The organism is Streptococcus sp. SC1 (genome assembly GCF_030272855.1).
Taxonomy (GTDB): domain Bacteria; phylum Bacillota; class Bacilli; order Lactobacillales; family Streptococcaceae; genus Streptococcus.
This window is the reverse complement of sequence record NZ_JAQCMU010000001.1, coordinates 411928-428834: the sequence shown is the minus strand read 5'-3', so window position 1 is coordinate 428834 and position 16907 is coordinate 411928. Positions and strand designations below refer to the sequence as shown.

The following is a 16907-nucleotide window of genomic DNA, read 5'->3' as shown; positions in this document are numbered from 1 at the left end:
AAATTACGCACGAGAAACGTAAGTTCCTTCTGCTGTATTGATGACCAATTTTTGTCCAACTTCGATGAAGTCTGGTACGTTAACAACAAGACCTGTTTCAAGAGTTGCTGGTTTACCAGAACCTGTTACAGTAGCACCCTTGATAGATGGTTGTGTTTCTGTTACCACCAATTCAACAGTTGTAGGTACTGTCACACCGATCACTTCTGATCCGTAGAATTGGATTTTCACGTCTGAGTTTTCAAGGATGAATTTCAACTCGTCCTCTACATTAACGACTGGAATTTCGTATTGATCGTAAGTCTCAGTATTCATGAAATACGCAGTACCATCCATTTGGTACAAGTATTGTGCTGGTACTGTTTCAATGATAGCTTGTTCAAATTTTTCTTCTGGACGGTAGCTAGTCTCAAATGTAGAACCAGTACGAACATCACGCAATTTCATACGCATGATAGTATTTCCCTTACCTGGTTTGTGGTGGCTTGCTTCCAAGACGCGGATCAATTTACCATCTGCAGTTTCAAAAGTCATTCCAGCTTTCAGCTTGCTTGCTTCAATCATTTGTTTTTTACCTCTTTAATAAATAATTTACTCTTTATTCTACCATAAAGCTTGATAATTCTCAAATCACAATCAATTCTTTTGGAGCAAGGGTCAAGACCTCACAACCAGTTTCTGTGATGAGGAGATCGTCTTCGATGCGGACGCCGTATTTGCCATCCAGATAAATACCCGGCTCATCGGTCAGAACCATGCCAGCCTTGATCGGCTCTTCTGACTTGCCAAAGTAAGGAATCTCATGGATATCCAGCCCAATTCCGTGGCCAATACCATGGCTGAAGTAAGGTCCGAAGCCTGCATCGTTGATAATTTGACGAGGAATCCGGTCGAAATCAATACAGCTGAGTCCAGCTTTAGCCGCTTCTATCAGGGCTTGATTGCTGCGCAGGACAATATCATAAATTTCCCGCTCTTCATCCGTCACCTGCCCCACATGAACAGTCCGCGTCATATCGCTGACATAGTGATTGTAGTAGCAACCAAAGTCCATGGTCAGGGTTTCACCATTTTGGATGACCTTGTCACTAGCCACACCGTGCGGCATAGCAGAACGGTAGCCCGAAGCAATGATGAAGTCAAAGGAGGCACCTGAAGCACCTAGCTGGCGCATGCGAGCATCTAAAAAGTTCATAACAGCCAGCTCTGTCGTCTGACCAGGCTTGATAAAGTCCAGCACGTCTAGGAAGGCTTGATCCGAAATCTGACAGGCCTTGCGAATGGTCGCGATTTCTTGCTCATCCTTGATCATGCGCAGATTTTCGATAAAGGCTGTCATCGGCACCAGCTCATGACCAGCAAACACACTTTCCAACATCTTGAAGTAAGCATAGGAAATCTCATCATCAAAACCGATTTTTGCCAACTGATCGTCCGCAATGATTTTAGCAATTTCACCAACCGCATCCCGCGTTTCAACAATATCAAAGCCCTCAACCACGCCCTTGGCAATCAAGGTATAACGAGAATCTGTCAGGAAAATTCGTCGTGACTTACTGATGAAAACTGTCGCTTCTGTCCCGCTGAAACCAGTCAGGTAGTAAATATTCTTCAGATTAGTTACTAGGACAGCATCGCATTCTGTCTGAGCCAAGGCTGCTTCAAATTTTTCAACTCTTGATAACATGAGAAAACCTCCGTAAAATAATTCGATTGAGTATCGTAAAATAAAATTCTGCCGACAAAGAGTCACTACTCTTCGTTTTTTGTTTCTTTTTGCGCCTTTTCCACATTGCGCTGATAGGCCTGAATCTGTCGCTCCAACTCCCGTTCGATTGCTGGTTCTGGCGCATATTTCTCTTCCCAGTCATCTGGTTTGAGGATTTTATGGGTCACTGGATCAAAATGCGCTTTTCCATCTGGGAAAATTTTCCCCATATTGGCCTGATGAACAATATCGAAAATCCGCTCAGGATCAACTCCCATCAAGACAAAGCTACCGTAAGTAAAGTAGAGCGTATCGATCAGAGCATCCACTTGACCAACTAAAGAAATTTCTGCCTTGCTCTTGCTACGAACCTTGGCAGCAGCCTTATCTAAAGCCTCATGCATTCTGGCCATCGACTGATCAAATTCTTCCTCTGAAGAGCTGGCAGCTCTGAGAAATTCAACCAACTCTTCCAACTTGAAGTCAGCACGATGCCGAGCTTCCTCTGGTGTCCAAGCGATGGGTTCTTCCTGCGTAGACTCATCCATAACACTATGGAAGGTCTTGACCTTATTGAAGTGGTGATCGCGAGACACAAAGACTTTCTCACTGGCCAAAATACCGAAATGTTCTAGTGCCCGATGAATCCCATCCTGACTATTGCTGCTAGTCGTATGCTTGGCTACTTCTTTGACAGAGCTGGTGCCATTTCCCATAGCAATAGACAAGCCAACTCCCGACAGCATTTCCAGGTCATTGTCAGAGTCGCCGAAGGCCATGACCTGATGGATATCAAAGCCATACTCTTGACCGACTAGACGAATGCCCTCCAGCTTGGACATCCCTTGATTGATGATGTCCGCTGCATAAGGACTCGAACGAGTAAATTTTAAATGGGGGAAATCTGCTTCAATCTTTGCACTCTCAGCCGGATCCGCCAAAATCAGGACTTGATAGATAGGTTCTTGAATCAATTTCAGCAGGTCATCTTCATGCTGAGGCAGGGCCTTACTTACAATCTTGTTAAAACCATGGCTCACCGTCCGAGTCATCTTCCTAGGAATAAACTGGGTAGCCCACTGTGAAAAAGAACTCATACCAAAGGTCATAATTTTTGAACCTTGCATGGCCTGTTCTGTTCCCAAGGAAATCTCTTTCCGATGCTCCTTGGCATAGGCAATCAGATCACGCAGGCTCCGCTTATCAATCGGTGTGGCAGAAATGACCCTGTCCTTTGAAAAAATATACTGACCATTGTAGGTGACAGCAAAGTCTAGATCCAACTTGTCCATAAAAGGCTTGACAAAGAAGGGGCCCCGACCTGTCGCTAAACCGACCAAAATCCCCTGTTCCTGCAAACTCTTAATGGCAGCTTCTGTCGATTTCAAGACGGTTCGACTGTCATTAATCAAGGTTCCATCTATATCAAAAAAGACGGCTTTTATTTCCATTGATTTTCTCATTCTTTCCTTTTATGATACAATAAATTATAACACAATTCGCGGAGAAGCACATCTATGAATAAGCAGATTTTAGTTTTACATACTGGTGGAACCATTTCCATGCAGGCTGATGGAAGTGGCGCTGTCAATAGCAGCCAAGACAATCCCATGAACCATGTGGCTGTTCCCTTAGAGGGTATTGAAGTGACAGTGGTTGATTTTTTCAATGTTCCCAGTCCTCACATCACGCCCCAACACATGCTCGACCTCTACCAAAAAATCAAAGCTGACGCTGACCAATACGACGGTGTGGTCATTACCCACGGAACCGATACTCTAGAGGAAACGGCCTACTTCCTTGATACCATGGACCTGCCTGATATCCCTGTCGTTTTGACCGGAGCTATGAGAAGCTCAAATGAACTCGGTAGTGACGGAGTTTATAACTACCTGACTGCTTTGCGGGTAGCCAGTGACGAGAAGAGTCGAGGCAAGGGCGTCCTAGTCGTCATGAATGATGAAGTCCATGCTGCCAAGTATGTCACCAAAACCCACACCACCAATGTCAGCACCTTTCAAACTCCGACGCACGGCCCTTTAGGCCTGGTCATGAAACAGGAAATTCTCTATTTCAAAACAGCAGAACCTCGCGTCCGATTTGATCTGACTAGCATTTCGGGACTGGTACCCATCATTCTAGCCTATGCCGGTATGAAAACAGAACTGCTTGATATGCTGGATTGGCAAAAGCTAGACGGCCTCATCATCGAAGCCTTTGGCGCAGGCAATCTGCCAAAAGAAACTGCGGAAACATTAACAGCAATGGCAGAAGCTGGTCTCCCCATCGCTCTCGTTTCACGCTGTTTCAACGGCATTGCTGAGCCTGTCTACGCCTATGAAGGCGGTGGTGTCAAACTGCACCAAGCCGGAATCATGTTTGTCAAAGAGCTCAATGCACCGAAAGCCCGCATCAAGCTACTGATTGCCCTCAATGTCGGCCTAAGTGGTCAAGCATTAAGAGACTATATAGAAGGATAAAAAACCAAGCTTGTCTACTCGCTTGCTAGGCATTATTTCTTGATTTTCCTTTATAAATGCTGTATCCCTCGATATAAAATTCATAAATATTCTTAGCCTTAAGCTAAGTTATAAATTCAAAAAAAGAGTCTGGGACAAAAGTCCTAGACTCTTCAATTGTCTTTGGATTGTAGAGCAAGACGCAGTGGTTGAGTGGGCTCTACTACGCTGATTTCATCAGCTTTTACAGCCCTACTCAACTGTGCGGAGGTGGGACGACGAAATCGAATTCTAACGAATTACCGATTTCTGTCCCACTCTCTCTTTTTCTTGTTTTTATGAATTTGGGTCATCCAAACTGCGGCCATGAAGACCTTTCTCGCGCTGAACTTGGCGCAATTTTTCAGGCGTCACATCATTGCCGTCCTCATCAACGATCTTGATGCCTTCAATGTGATGGCGAACAGAACGGCGGTAGCCTTCGATGTACTCTTCACGAAGCTTGGCTTGTTCCACTTTTTCCTCAGCAGTTAGGCCTTCGGTTTTTTTCTTTTTAGCCAGTTCGTTGATGCGTTCAATTTTTTTAGGATCCATGATTCTACCCCTCTTACCTTTTATTTGGTATTAATCTGATTAAACTGAGCCATTTGTCCCGCTTTGGCTGTCAAAGAAGCTAGAAGAGCTAGACGGTTGTTACGTACAGCCTCATCTTCTGCCATGACCATGGTATGGTCAAAGAAAGCATCGATAACTGGACTGAGAGCAAAGAGTTGGTCCAGATTGGCAGCTAAGTCAGGTGTTAGCTCCACTTTTTCAATGGCCGCAGCCAAGTCTTTTTCCTCTTGATTTTCAAAGAGCGCTGGATGGACAGCTGTCTGCCCTTGAGCTTTCTCAGCTAGATTAAAGACCCGAGACAGGCTTTCGACTGCTGACTTGAAGTTGTCTTCCTGAGCTTTTTCTGCTAGGAGCGCAGCTGTTTCTACTAAATCGCGTACGACAAAGTTATTGCTTTGAAGAACAGCCGTCACGATATCTTTCGGAATGCTGCGATCCATCATCTTCTCAACGCGGGCACGGAAGAAGTCTAGCACAGCCTCTTGATTTTCATAACTTAGGCTATCAAACTTGAGTTCGTAAAGTCGAGCAAGAAGCTGAGCCAAGTCTATGTTCCAGCCAAACTTGTCCAAGATACGCACAACACCCTGAGTCGCACGGCGCAGCGCATAAGGGTCATTGGAACCGCTCGGAATCAAGCCAACTGAGAAGAAGGACAGAATGGTATCCAGCTTATCAGCCAGTGCCAAGACCGCACCGACCTTGGTGTCAGGCAATTCGCCATCAGCTGATGTCGGCATATAGTGCTCCCGAATGGCAGCCGCCACCGCAGCATTCTCACCAGCCAGAAGAGCATACCTCTCACCCATGATACCTTGCAGCTCATCAAATTCCCCAACCATGCCGGTCAGCAGGTCAAACTTATAAATAGCCGCTGCACGAGCCAAGTCAGCTGTCTCATCAGCATCCAATCCTGCTTCTTGCGCCAAGAGAGCAGCAATCTTGCCAGTCCGCTCCATGTGCTCTGCCAGAGAGCCAATCTTTTCGTGGAAGGTCACATTGCCAAGTTTTTCAACCAAGTCAGCAATCGCCAGCTTTTGGTCTTCCCGCCAGAAAAATTCCCCATCTTCCAGACGAGCCACCAAGACTTTCTCATTCCCCTTGATGACATTTTCTAAATGCTCTGCATTTCCGTTGCGGACAGAGATAAAGTGTGGCAAAAGCTTGCCTTCAGCATCGCGCACAACAAAGTAACGCTGATGCTCTTTCATGGAAGTGACCAGCACTTCCTCAGGCACCTCTAAATATTTGGCATCAAAATTACCCAAGAAAGCAGTTGGATATTCTACCAGATTCAACACTTCATTGAGCAAGTCTTCGTCAATCTCGATAGAAACACCGTGCTCCTGCTCTAACGCCCGAATCTGTTCGATAATCATATTTTCCCGCTCAAGAGGACTGGTAATGACAAACTGAGCCCGCAAGTCATCTTCATAGGAATTTGCTGAAGAAATCTCCGTTTCTTGACCCAAGAAACGATGTCCTCGGCTAGTACGGCCGCTCTTGATGTCCAAGAAATCCAAATCAAAGGCCTGCTCATCTAAGAGTACAGTCAAGGTGTGGACTGGGCGGATATATTCAAAAGTGTTATTAGCCCAGTGCATGCTGACAGGGAAGGTCAGAGCTTGCAGAACTTCCGTCACTGCTGGGATGATTTCCTCTACCGGACGGCCGACCTCTTCCTTGGTCACATAGACATATTCTTCCCCCTTAATTTCGCGGAAAGTAATATCCTCAACGGTCAAGCCCTTGCCACGGACAAAGCCTTCTGCAGCCTTGGTAAAGTTCCCATCTGCATCCAGAGCAATTTTCTTAGAAGGGCCTTTGAAATCTTCGGTCAAATCAGACTGCTTGTCCGCCAAGCCAACCACGCGCACCGCCAGACGACGAGGTGTGGAGAACATTTCAATTTTCTCAAAGGTCAGACGATGGTCTGTCAGGAAGGCTCCCATCTTGTCGCGCAGCTGCTTCATGCTCGGTGTCACGACATAGGCTGGCATTTCCTCCAAGCCTAATTCAACTAATAAATTTTTCACCATGATTATTCTCCCTCCTCTGCCAAGAGTTTCTCACGAGTCTCTGCATCCAAAAGTGGGTAGCCTAGACGCTTGCGCTCAGCCACAAAGGTCTTGGCCACGACACGAGCCAGATTGCGAATACGAGCAATATAACCAGCCCGCTCTGTCACAGATACGGCTCCACGCGCATCCAAGAGGTTAAAGGTATGCGAGCATTTGAGAACATAGTCATAGGCTGGGTGCACCAGATGCTCGTCCAGACAGCGCTTGGCTTCCGCTTCAAACTTCTCAAAATTCCCCAAGAGCAAGTCTTGGTCGCTGACCTCAAAGCTGTACTTGGAATGTTCATACTCAGGATGAGTGAAAATTTCACCGTACTTAACGCCATCTGCCCACTCAATGTCGTAGACTGAGTCCACTTCTTGGATATAAGAAGCCAGACGCTCCAGACCATAAGTCACCTCAGCTGTCACCGGTTGAGTTGGTAGACCTCCGACCTGCTGGAAGTAAGTGAATTGAGTGATTTCCATACCATCCAGCCAGACTTCCCAGCCCAGACCAGCCGAGCCAGTTGACGGATTTTCCCAGTTATCCTCAACAAAGCGGATGTCGTGCTCCAGCGGATTGATACCCAAGAGCTCCAAAGACTGCAAGTAAAGTTCTTGGATATTGCTTGGAGACGGCTTCATAACCACTTGAAATTGATGGTGCTGGTACAGACGATTCGGATTTTCCCCATAACGACCATCTGCTGGCCGGCGAGACGGCTCTACATAGGCAGCATTCCACGGCTCTGGCCCAATAGCTCGCAGGAAGGTATAGGGACTCATCGTTCCCGCCCCTTTCTCATTATCATAAGCTTGCATGAGCATACAGCCTTGGTCATTCCAGAACTGCTGTAAAGTCAAGATAATTTCTTGAAAGGTAAGTTTCTTAGACATTAGTTACTCCTTTATTTTTATTTCTAGCGCTAGGCTCATCCTCTGTTCTGTTTGAACAAGCAAAAGAACCACATCCGACAGTCCTAGGCTATGCGACCTAGGGGCGTCAAGACGCGGTTCCACCCTAATTTATTACTTCATTACCTTTAAAAATGTTAACCGAAAGCGCCATCTGCACTGCTTCCCTATCTGGCTCCCACCAATCCAGACTCGCTAAAAAGTAGACAATGAGAATTCTCTCTATAAAAGATTATAGCAGAAAATAGATAATTTGTAAAATACTTCTTGGACTTCAGCTATAAATTCTTCCTATAAAAATTTACTTTCTATCAATTTATCAGATAAGCATTTTCATAGAAATTTTCATTTACTTTCATATATTAACCTAGTTATATTGGCAATCTAATCTTCATCTAATTATTTAGTGAGAAGAAAAGATTAAAAAAGACTGATATAACAGCGTTTTTCACTAGAAATAGAATTTGAAAATAATTGTCGCCTCGATTCAGGTACTTGCATTTTTCATGAAAACGTTTTATAATAATAGTTAGCCTTAAAGTTTTCTTAAACTTAAGTCAAACATTTTATAAGGAGGAAAAACAATAATGAGTATTGGAATCATTATTGCCAGCCACGGTGAATTTGCTGCCGGCATTCATCAGTCAGGTTCTATGATTTTTGGTGAGCAGGAAAAAGTACAAGTTGTAACTTTCATGCCAAACGAAGGTCCTGATGATCTGTATGCAAAATTCAATGACGCTGTGGCTTCGTTTGATGCGAACGATGAGGTATTGGTCTTGGCTGACCTTTGGAGTGGGTCTCCATTTAACCAAGCTAGCCGTGTCATGGGTGAAAATCCAGACCGCAAGTTCGCGATTATTACAGGTTTGAACCTGCCTATGCTAATTCAAGCCTACACAGAGCGCATGATGGATGCAAACGCTGGCGTAGATGCTGTCGTTGCAAACATTATCAAGGAAGCTAAGGAAGGCGTAAAAGCACTTCCAGAAGAGCTAAATCCAGTCCTAGAAAGCGCTGCTCCTGCTGCTGCACCAGTTGCTCAAGCGGCTATCCCAGAAGGAACTGTTATCGGAGACGGCAAGCTCAAAATCAACCTTGCTCGTATCGATACTCGTTTGTTGCACGGACAAGTTGCAACAGCTTGGACGCCAGATTCAAAAGCAGACCGTATCATCGTTGCTTCTGACTCTGTAGCTAAGGATGAACTTCGTAAAGAGCTCATCAAACAAGCTGCACCTGGTAATGTTAAAGCAAACGTTGTTCCAATTGATAAATTGATTGCTGTTTCAAAAGATCCACGCTTTGGTAATACGCACGCTCTTATCTTATTTGAAACTCCACAAGATGCCCTACGCGCTATCGAAGGCGGTGTGCCAATCAAGACCCTCAACGTCGGCTCAATGGCTCACTCAACTGGTAAGACAATGGTCAACAACGTTCTATCAATGGACAAGGACGATGTGGCAACTTACGAAAAATTGCGTGACCTCGGAGTTGAATTCGACGTACGTAAAGTACCAAATGATTCTAAGAAAGATTTGTTTGACTTAATTAACAAAGCCAACGTTCAATAATCTGAACCGTTTCGCTCTCATATTATTATGAAAGGATTTAAAACATGTCTATTATTTCTATGGTTTTAGTAGTCTTTGTTGCCTTCCTAGCTGGTCTTGAAGGTATCTTGGACCAATTCCAATTCCACCAACCATTGGTTGCATGTACCTTGATCGGTCTTGTAACTGGTAACTTAACTGCTGGTGTTATCCTTGGCGGATCTCTTCAAATGATCGCTCTTGGTTGGGCAAATATCGGTGCTGCTGTTGCACCTGATGCTGCCCTTGCTTCTGTTGCTGCTGCTATCATCATGGTTCAAGGTGGAGATTTCACTGACAAAGGTATCACAGTTGCAACTACAATCGCGATTCCTCTTGCCGTAGCTGGTCTCTTCCTTACTATGATCGTGCGTACTATCTCTGTTGCCTTGGTTCACGCTGCAGACTCTGCTGCTAAAAAAGGCGACTTTGCTAGCGTTGAACGCGCGCACTTTGTAGCTCTCCTTCTTCAAGGACTTCGTATCGCGATCCCTGCAGCCCTTCTTCTTGCTATCCCCGCAGAAGCAGTGCAAAAATTGCTTGCTATGATGCCTGATTGGTTGGCAGGCGGTATGGCTGTCGGCGGGGGAATGGTTGTTGCCGTTGGTTACGCTATGGTTATCAACATGATGGCAACTCGCGAAGTATGGCCATTCTTTGCTATCGGTTTTGCTCTTGCTGCTGTTAGCCAATTGACTTTGATTGCCCTCGGTGCTATCGGTGTAGCAATCGCCCTTATCTACCTCAACCTTTCTAAGAAAGGCGGAAACGGTGGTGGCGGTTCTGCTACATCTAACGACCCAATCGGCGATATCCTAGAAGACTACTAAGAAAGGAGCTGCTATATCATGACTGAAAAAATTCAATTATCTAAATCAGACCGTCAAAAAGTTTGGTGGCGTTCTACTTTCTTGCAAGGTTCTTGGAACTATGAACGTATGCAAAACTTGGGTTGGGCTTATTCTTTAATTCCAGCTCTCAAGAAACTTTACACTAAAAAAGAAGATCAAGCTGCTGCTCTTGAGCGTCACTTGGAATTCTTCAATACTCACCCATACGTTGCTGCTCCAATCATCGGTGTAACACTCGCCCTTGAAGAAGAAAAAGCAAATGGTGCAGAAATTGACGATGCAGCTATCCAAGGGGTTAAAATCGGTATGATGGGACCTTTGGCTGGTATCGGTGACCCAGTCTTCTGGTTCACAGTTCGTCCGATCCTTGGAGCACTCGGTGCCTCTCTTGCTTCAACAGGGAACATCATAGGACCAATCCTCTTCTTCGTTCTTTGGAATGCGATCCGTATGGCCTTCTTGTGGTACACTCAAGAATTGGGTTACAAGGCTGGTTCTGAAATCACTAAAGACATGTCTGGTGGTATCCTCCAAGACATCACTAAAGGTGCTTCAATCCTTGGTATGTTTATCTTAGCTGTATTGGTTGCACGCTGGGTAAACGTTAGCTTTGCGCTTCAATTGCCATCTACAAAACTCTCTGAGGGAGCTTACATCAACTTCCCTAAAGGTGCTGTAACTGGCGAGCAACTTCAAAAAATCTTGGGTGATGTTGCAGGCGGATTGAGCTTGACTCCTGAAAAAGCAAATACCCTTCAAGGACAAATTAACTCTTTGATTCCAGGTTTGATGGGACTTCTCCTTACCTTCCTCTGCATGTGGTTGCTTAAGAAGAAAGTTTCTCCAATCACAATCATCATCGGACTTTTCGTTGTTGGTATCGTTGCCCGCCTTATTGGTTTGATGTAATCAAAAAGAAGGTTTCGGCCTTCTTTTTATTATGGTATAATAGCTATAGTATTTAAAAGGGAGATGTTCTATGGCGCAATCGCAAAATAAATCGATTGAATTTCAAACGACAGGGGTTTCCTATCTGGGTTTAGGTGGCAAGGTTGGGAAGTTTTTGATCGGTGATGTTGCACTGGAATTCTACGCCGACGCTAATGTAGAAGACTATATCCAGCTGCCTTGGTCTAGCATCCAGCAGATCGGTGCCAATGTCTCTGGAAAAAATGTCAGTCGCCATTTTGAAGTGTTTACTGATAAGGGCAAGTTTCTCTTTGCCTCCAAGGACACTGGAAAAATTCTCAAAATTGCACGACAACATATCGGGAATGAGAAAGTTGTCAAATTACCTACTTTGATCCAAACAATTGGGCAATTCTTTAAAAATCTATTTGCAAAAAAATAGAAAATCCTGTATAATCTAGGAAACGGATAAGTAAGGCTATCGCTTCTTTCAGAAAGTCTGCGGGTGCTGCGAGCAGATAGGAGTCTAGTGTGAAATTCTACCGTTGCAATACAACTACATACATAATCAAGTGCACACCTGTGAAGTTGGATGGAACCGCGGCCTAGCCGCTCCAACAGTTTCCTCGGTGTGCTTTTATTTTTGGAGGTCTTATGTTAGATTTAAAACGTATTCGGACAGACTTTGATGCTGTCGCAGAGAAATTAGCTACCCGTGGCGTAGCAGCTGATGTGCTCAATCAAATGAAGGAAATTGATGAGCAGCGACGTGATTTGTTGGTGAAAGTAGAAAATCTCAAAGCAGAACGCAATACCGTTTCTGCAGAGATTGCCCAAGCCAAACGTAATAAAGAAAATGCAGATGACAAGATTGCTGCTATGCAAAAACTATCTGCTGAAATCAAGGACTTGGATGCTACTTTGGCTGAATTAGATGCTAAGTTGACCGAGTTCACCACAACCCTGCCAAACATTCCGCACGATAGCGTGCCAGTCGGAGCAGACGAGGATGATAATGTAGAAGTCCGCCGTTGGGGTACACCGCGCCAATTTGACTTTGAAGCTAAGGCTCACTGGGATTTGGGTGAAGATTTGGACATCTTAGACTGGGAGCGCGGAGCAAAAGTTACGGGAGCCCGCTTCCTCTTCTACAAGGGATTAGGAGCTCGATTAGAGCGTGCTATCTACAACTTCATGCTGGATGAGCATGGCAAAGAAGGCTATACAGAAGTCATCACTCCCTATATGGTCAACCATGACTCTATGTTTGGTACTGGCCAATATCCTAAGTTCAAAGAAGATACCTTTGAGCTAAGCGATACTAACTTCGTTCTGATTCCGACTGCTGAAGTTCCACTGACCAACTACTATCGAGATGAAATTTTAGATGGCAAAGAATTGCCAATCTACTTCACAGCTATGAGTCCGTCTTTCCGCTCTGAAGCTGGTTCTGCTGGTCGTGACACGCGCGGTCTGATCCGCCTGCACCAATTCCACAAAGTCGAAATGGTAAAATTTGCCAAGCCAGAAGAATCTTATGAAGAGCTGGAAAAGATGACTGCCAATGCAGAAAACATCCTGCAAAAGCTCAATCTACCTTACCGTGTCGTTGCTCTTTCTACTGGTGACATGGGCTTCTCTGCTGCTAAAACCTACGACTTGGAAGTTTGGATTCCTGCTCAGAACACTTACCGTGAAATCTCTAGTTGCTCTAACACAGAAGATTTCCAGGCTCGTCGAGCACAAATTCGCTACCGTGACGAAGCAGATGGCAAGGTCAAACTCCTCCACACTCTCAATGGATCTGGACTTGCTGTCGGACGCACAGTGGCTGCTATCTTAGAAAATTACCAAAACGAAGATGGCTCTGTAACCATTCCTGAAGTCCTACGTCCTTACATGGGTGGCTTGGAAGTCATCGCACCAAAATAAACAATGAAAGGTCCGAAACAATCGGACCTTTTCTTATACTCCTTAAGGAGAAACTCAACAGTTCAAAAAAATAAACGAAATATAGGATTTTCTACTTTAAAAAGAGGCTGGGACAGAAATCGGTCATTCGTTAGAATTCGATTGCGTCGTCCCACCTCCGCACAGTTGAGTAGGGCTGTAAAAGCTGATGAAATCAGCGTAGTAGAGCCCACTCAGCCACTACGTCTTGCTCTACAATCCAAAGAAAAGAGGCTAGAACTTTTGTCCCAGCCTCTTTTCTCTTATTTAACGTGACTTGCTAACTCTTCTTGAGCTTTTTTATTTGATTCTTCTTTTTCTTTTTCCCATTTTTTCAAAGCTTTTTGATAATCAGCTACTGTCAGAACCTTATCTTGAAGCTCCATTCCCTTAAATACATAGGTATCGCCCTTGATACCTACATAAGAGTAGGCTTTGGTAAATGGTACGACCTTTTGAACCGTTGGTGAAGCACCTGCAGAAATAGATGGGATGACAATAGAACTATCTGTTAACCAAGCCTGCGCTGCTGCATACTTGGTATAGCGAGCATTGGTATCTTGCTTTTCTGCATCTGCCTGATCCAAAAGCGCTTTGTAGTCCGTTAAACCAACCTTGGAAGCAAGGTCTTGGTTTTGGCCTTTTGTCAGACCAATATTGTCCAAGATATCCCCTGTCTCTGGGTTAAAGATATTCAAATAAGTCACTGGATCTTGATAGTCCGCTGACCAACCAGACATATTGAGGTCATAGTCCTTTTGGGCAGCTGTTTCTGCGAAGTAAGTAGAGTTATCAAAATCGTCTGATGACATTTGGTGCACGTCAATCACAACGTTTTCTTGGCCTAGAGCTGCCTCAACAGATTGTTTGAAAGAGTTGGTCCGTTGTACCATGATTTTATCAGTTTGGTCAACTGGTACATCTAGATGAATTGGGAATTCAACTCCCTGCGCTTGTAAAGCTTCTTTTGCTTTAGCAAATTCTGCCTTGGCCTTATCTGGGTTGTAAATGCTGCCTTGGGCATCAGCTAATTTGACACCTTGCCATTCATCCCCATAAGAAGCCAACTGTGATTCAACGACATCTGAGAAGTCCTTGCCATCTACTTGCACAAAACTAGGAGGGACAAGCAAGCTTCTGATGATCTTCGTTGCTCCTTCATTACCATTCATCTGGGCACCAAAGGATTTACGGTCAAAAGCAAAGTTGATTGCTTGGCGGAAGTCTTTATTTTGAATCGCTTCTTTGCTGGCAGCTTTTTGGGCATCTGTCTTAGAAGTGTGGCTATAAGCCTGACGATTCAAGTTAAAGGCATAGAAATAGCTAGTTGAGTTTTGTGGAGTAAAGATGATGTTGTCTTTGTATTTCTTTTCTACTGATGCGTAGTTTGAGCTAGTCGGATAGAGACGAGCTTGCGTGTAAGCACCATCAGTAAAGTTACGGATCAATGACTCTTGGTCAGAACCATCGTAGTAAGTCAACTTGACATCTTCGATCTTCACATTGTCCTTGTCCCAATAGTTTTGGTTTTTAGAATATTCGATAACAGACTTAGAAGTAAATGACTTTAATACATATGGACCATTGTAGAGGATACCGGAAGGTTTCACGGTACCAAAGTCTTTGCCTTCTTTCTTCAGAAATTCTTCGTTAATCGGGAAGAGAATGCCCATGGTTGTCTTAGAATTCCAGTAGCTTTCTGGCTGATTCAGAGTGTATTGAACTGTATTGTCGTCGATTGCCTTGACACCTACAGTAGAGAAATCATTGCTTTCTCCTTTGATATAAGCATCCAAGCCCTTGATAGAGTTTTGCACGATTGGTAATGCTTCTGATTTTTCATCTGCAGCGTGCTTAAGCCCTGTGACAAAGTCTTGTGCCTTGACAGCAGCATATTCTTCACCTTCTGCTGTGTACCATTTAGCATCCTTACGCAACTTATAAGTGTAAGTTAGGCCATCTTTAGACACAGTCCAGTCTTCAGCCAATGAAGGGATAAGATTCCCATATTGATCATTTTCTAAAAGACCGTCGACCAAATTGGCAATAACGTCAGAAGTAGAGGAGCGATTGGAGTTTACATAATCCAATGTATCTGGATCTGTATTATAGACATAAGAATATGTCTTTGCCGAGCTGGTGCTTGACTTGCCACAAGCAGCTAAGAATAGCGCTGATGCTGCAACCAAACCAGTAATAGCCAACCATTTAGATTTTTTCATGAGCAAATCTCCTTCTTTAGATTATGTATTATTATACATCATTTCTAGACAAATACAAGTCTTATTTAAGAAAATTTTAAAATTCTATGCATTTTTCTTATTTTTATTGAAACAAAGTATAGGAAAATTTCTATGCATTTTCATATATTTTCATAAACATGCAAAAAATCTTATAAATAAAAATTTGTTCAATATTTTACAAGGATTCTTGAATAGGTTTAGCAAAAATATCGGCTTTTTTATGTTACAATAGATTTATTACTAATCTAGGGGAAAGAAATGAAAAAACTTTTTGTATTCTTACTGCTATTCTTTGGCCTGATTGCCAAGCCTGTTCTGGCAGATGACTATGAAATTGCCGCTAAAAGCGCCATTGCTGTCGATGCAAACTCAGGAAAAATCCTCTATGAAAAGGAGGCTACAAGCCCACTAGAAGTCGGTGCTATTACTAACATTTTGACTGCTTATCTGGTTTACGAAGCCATCGCTGATGGCAAACTGAGTCTAGAAACTGAGGTTGATATTTCTGATTATGCTTACCAGCTGACAGTAAATCCAGCTATCGCGAACCTGCCTCTGGAAGCGCGACGCTACAAGGTAAAGGACTTACTGAATGCCTCTCTTTTGGTCAGTGCCAACAGCGCCACTATCGCTCTGACAGAAAAAGTTGCTGGAAGTGAAGAAAATTTCGTCAAGATGATGAAAGCTAAACTCAAAGAATGGAATATTTCTGATGCAACCATTGTAAATGCTACTGGTACAGATATTCGTTTACTAGATGGTTCGCTAGAAACTACTAATACCGAAGAGGAGGCCGCAGAAAATTCTAAAAGCAAGAAAAAACAAGAGACTGTCAATAAATTCAGTGCTTATGATATAGCTGTGATTGCTTCACATCTGATCGATGACTACCCAGAGGTCCTTGGCATCACTTCCAAATCTCATGTGAATTTTGCAGGAATCCAACTAGAAAATCCCAACTTAATGTTGGAAGGCTCTCCTAGTTTTCGGACAGGAGTGAAGGGTTTGAAGACAGGAGGATCTGAGCAGAGTGGTGTTTCATTTGTCGGTGTGACAAGTGAAAAAGGGATGCGATTGATCACAGTTGTTTTAGGAGTCGCACAGGAAGATAACGACCCTAATACCCGTTTTGGCGTTACATCTAGCCTAATGACCTACGTTACGCAAAATTTTTCTCCGACAGTCCTTGTCAAAAAAGGGGAAAGATACAACAACTCCCAAGTAGCTGTTAGAGACAGCCGAGAGGATAAGGTCGCTGCAGTTGCTAGTGAGGACCTGGTAATCCTAGAACGGATAGCCAATCAGACTGAACATAAAGTCACCTTTACTCCAAGTCCACAGGAGCTGCAGGCACCCTTGAAAAAGGGTAGTGTAGTAGGTACCCTCACTTATACAGATTCTGAGCCAATCGGCCAGGGCTACATCGAAAATAAGAAAACTTCTATTTCTATGATTACAGAAAAAAAGGTTGAAAAAGCTATCATTTTCAAAGTCTGGTGGAACGATTTTATCCGCTTTGTCAATGAGAAGTTATAAAAGAAATACCGCGAATCAATTGATTCGCGGTTATTTGTATAGTCGTAAACGTTTAACGTAATCA

14 protein-coding genes are annotated in these 16907 nt (G+C 43.9%); 7 read left to right on the top strand and 7 right to left on the bottom strand.

The features are described 5' to 3' along the window. Window positions 1-3: 3 nt before the first annotated feature. From efp to PAN94_RS02200, 3 genes are all read right to left on the bottom strand, one after another. Window positions 4-564, bottom strand: a complete 561-nt coding sequence (gene efp, locus PAN94_RS02210; protein ID WP_045500742.1) for an elongation factor P — start codon at window positions 562-564, stop codon at window positions 4-6. 61 nt (window positions 565-625) lie between these two features. After that, complete coding sequence (locus PAN94_RS02205; RefSeq protein ID WP_285874421.1) at window positions 626-1687, bottom strand: M24 family metallopeptidase; 1062 nt, start codon at window positions 1685-1687, stop codon at window positions 626-628. A gap of 65 nt (window positions 1688-1752) precedes the next feature. Beyond that, entirely contained in the window at window positions 1753-3159 is a 1407-nt protein-coding gene (locus PAN94_RS02200) for a Cof-type HAD-IIB family hydrolase (protein WP_353048964.1), read from the bottom strand. Between the two features lie 66 nt (window positions 3160-3225). Here PAN94_RS02200 and PAN94_RS02195 point away from each other — a divergent pair, with 66 nt between their 5' ends. Next, a complete protein-coding gene (locus tag PAN94_RS02195; protein WP_285874419.1) occupies window positions 3226-4188 on the top strand; it encodes an asparaginase in 963 nt (320 codons plus the stop codon). A gap of 315 nt (window positions 4189-4503) precedes the next feature. Here PAN94_RS02195 and PAN94_RS02190 read toward each other — a convergent pair whose 3' ends face one another. From PAN94_RS02190 to glyQ, 3 genes are read right to left on the bottom strand one after another with little or no spacing between them, the layout of a single operon-like run. Then, window positions 4504-4761, bottom strand: a complete 258-nt coding sequence (locus tag PAN94_RS02190) for a DUF896 family protein (protein WP_039975732.1) — start codon at window positions 4759-4761, stop codon at window positions 4504-4506. Between the two features lie 20 nt (window positions 4762-4781). Then, window positions 4782-6821: a glycine--tRNA ligase subunit beta gene (gene glyS, locus PAN94_RS02185; protein WP_285874418.1), complete on the bottom strand. Its 2040-nt coding sequence runs from the start codon at window positions 6819-6821 to the stop codon at window positions 4782-4784. A 2-nt stretch (window positions 6822-6823) separates the two neighbouring features. Beyond that, window positions 6824-7741: a glycine--tRNA ligase subunit alpha gene (glyQ, locus tag PAN94_RS02180; RefSeq protein ID WP_002893545.1), complete on the bottom strand. Its 918-nt coding sequence runs from the start codon at window positions 7739-7741 to the stop codon at window positions 6824-6826. A gap of 605 nt (window positions 7742-8346) precedes the next feature. Here glyQ and PAN94_RS02175 point away from each other — a divergent pair. The 5 genes from PAN94_RS02175 (at window position 8347) to serS (ending at window position 13046) form a co-directional block, all read left to right on the top strand. Continuing rightward, window positions 8347-9336: a PTS sugar transporter subunit IIB gene (locus tag PAN94_RS02175; protein ID WP_005591780.1), complete on the top strand. Its 990-nt coding sequence runs from the start codon at window positions 8347-8349 to the stop codon at window positions 9334-9336. Window positions 9337-9380: 44 nt separating this feature from the next. Then, window positions 9381-10184 (top strand): PTS mannose/fructose/sorbose transporter subunit IIC, encoded by an 804-nt coding sequence (locus tag PAN94_RS02170; protein WP_005591779.1) that lies wholly within the window; start codon window positions 9381-9383, stop codon window positions 10182-10184. Window positions 10185-10202: 18 nt separating this feature from the next. Then, window positions 10203-11114 (top strand): PTS system mannose/fructose/sorbose family transporter subunit IID, encoded by a 912-nt coding sequence (locus tag PAN94_RS02165; protein WP_285874417.1) that lies wholly within the window; start codon window positions 10203-10205, stop codon window positions 11112-11114. A 70-nt stretch (window positions 11115-11184) separates the two neighbouring features. Next, the gene (locus tag PAN94_RS02160; RefSeq protein WP_061422324.1) at window positions 11185-11556 is read left to right on the top strand and encodes a DUF956 family protein; all 372 of its coding nucleotides are present in this window, start codon (window positions 11185-11187) and stop codon (window positions 11554-11556) included. A 212-nt stretch (window positions 11557-11768) separates the two neighbouring features. Beyond that, window positions 11769-13046: a serine--tRNA ligase gene (serS, locus tag PAN94_RS02155; RefSeq protein ID WP_125387382.1), complete on the top strand. Its 1278-nt coding sequence runs from the start codon at window positions 11769-11771 to the stop codon at window positions 13044-13046. Between the two features lie 281 nt (window positions 13047-13327). Here serS and PAN94_RS02150 read toward each other — a convergent pair whose 3' ends face one another. Continuing rightward, complete coding sequence (locus tag PAN94_RS02150) at window positions 13328-15286, bottom strand: peptide ABC transporter substrate-binding protein (protein ID WP_285874413.1); 1959 nt, start codon at window positions 15284-15286, stop codon at window positions 13328-13330. A 279-nt stretch (window positions 15287-15565) separates the two neighbouring features. Between PAN94_RS02150 and pbp3 the strand changes: the two genes are divergently transcribed. After that, entirely contained in the window at window positions 15566-16843 is a 1278-nt protein-coding gene (gene pbp3, locus PAN94_RS02145) for a D-alanyl-D-alanine carboxypeptidase PBP3 (RefSeq protein ID WP_285874412.1), read from the top strand. Window positions 16844-16907: the final 64 nt, after the last annotated feature.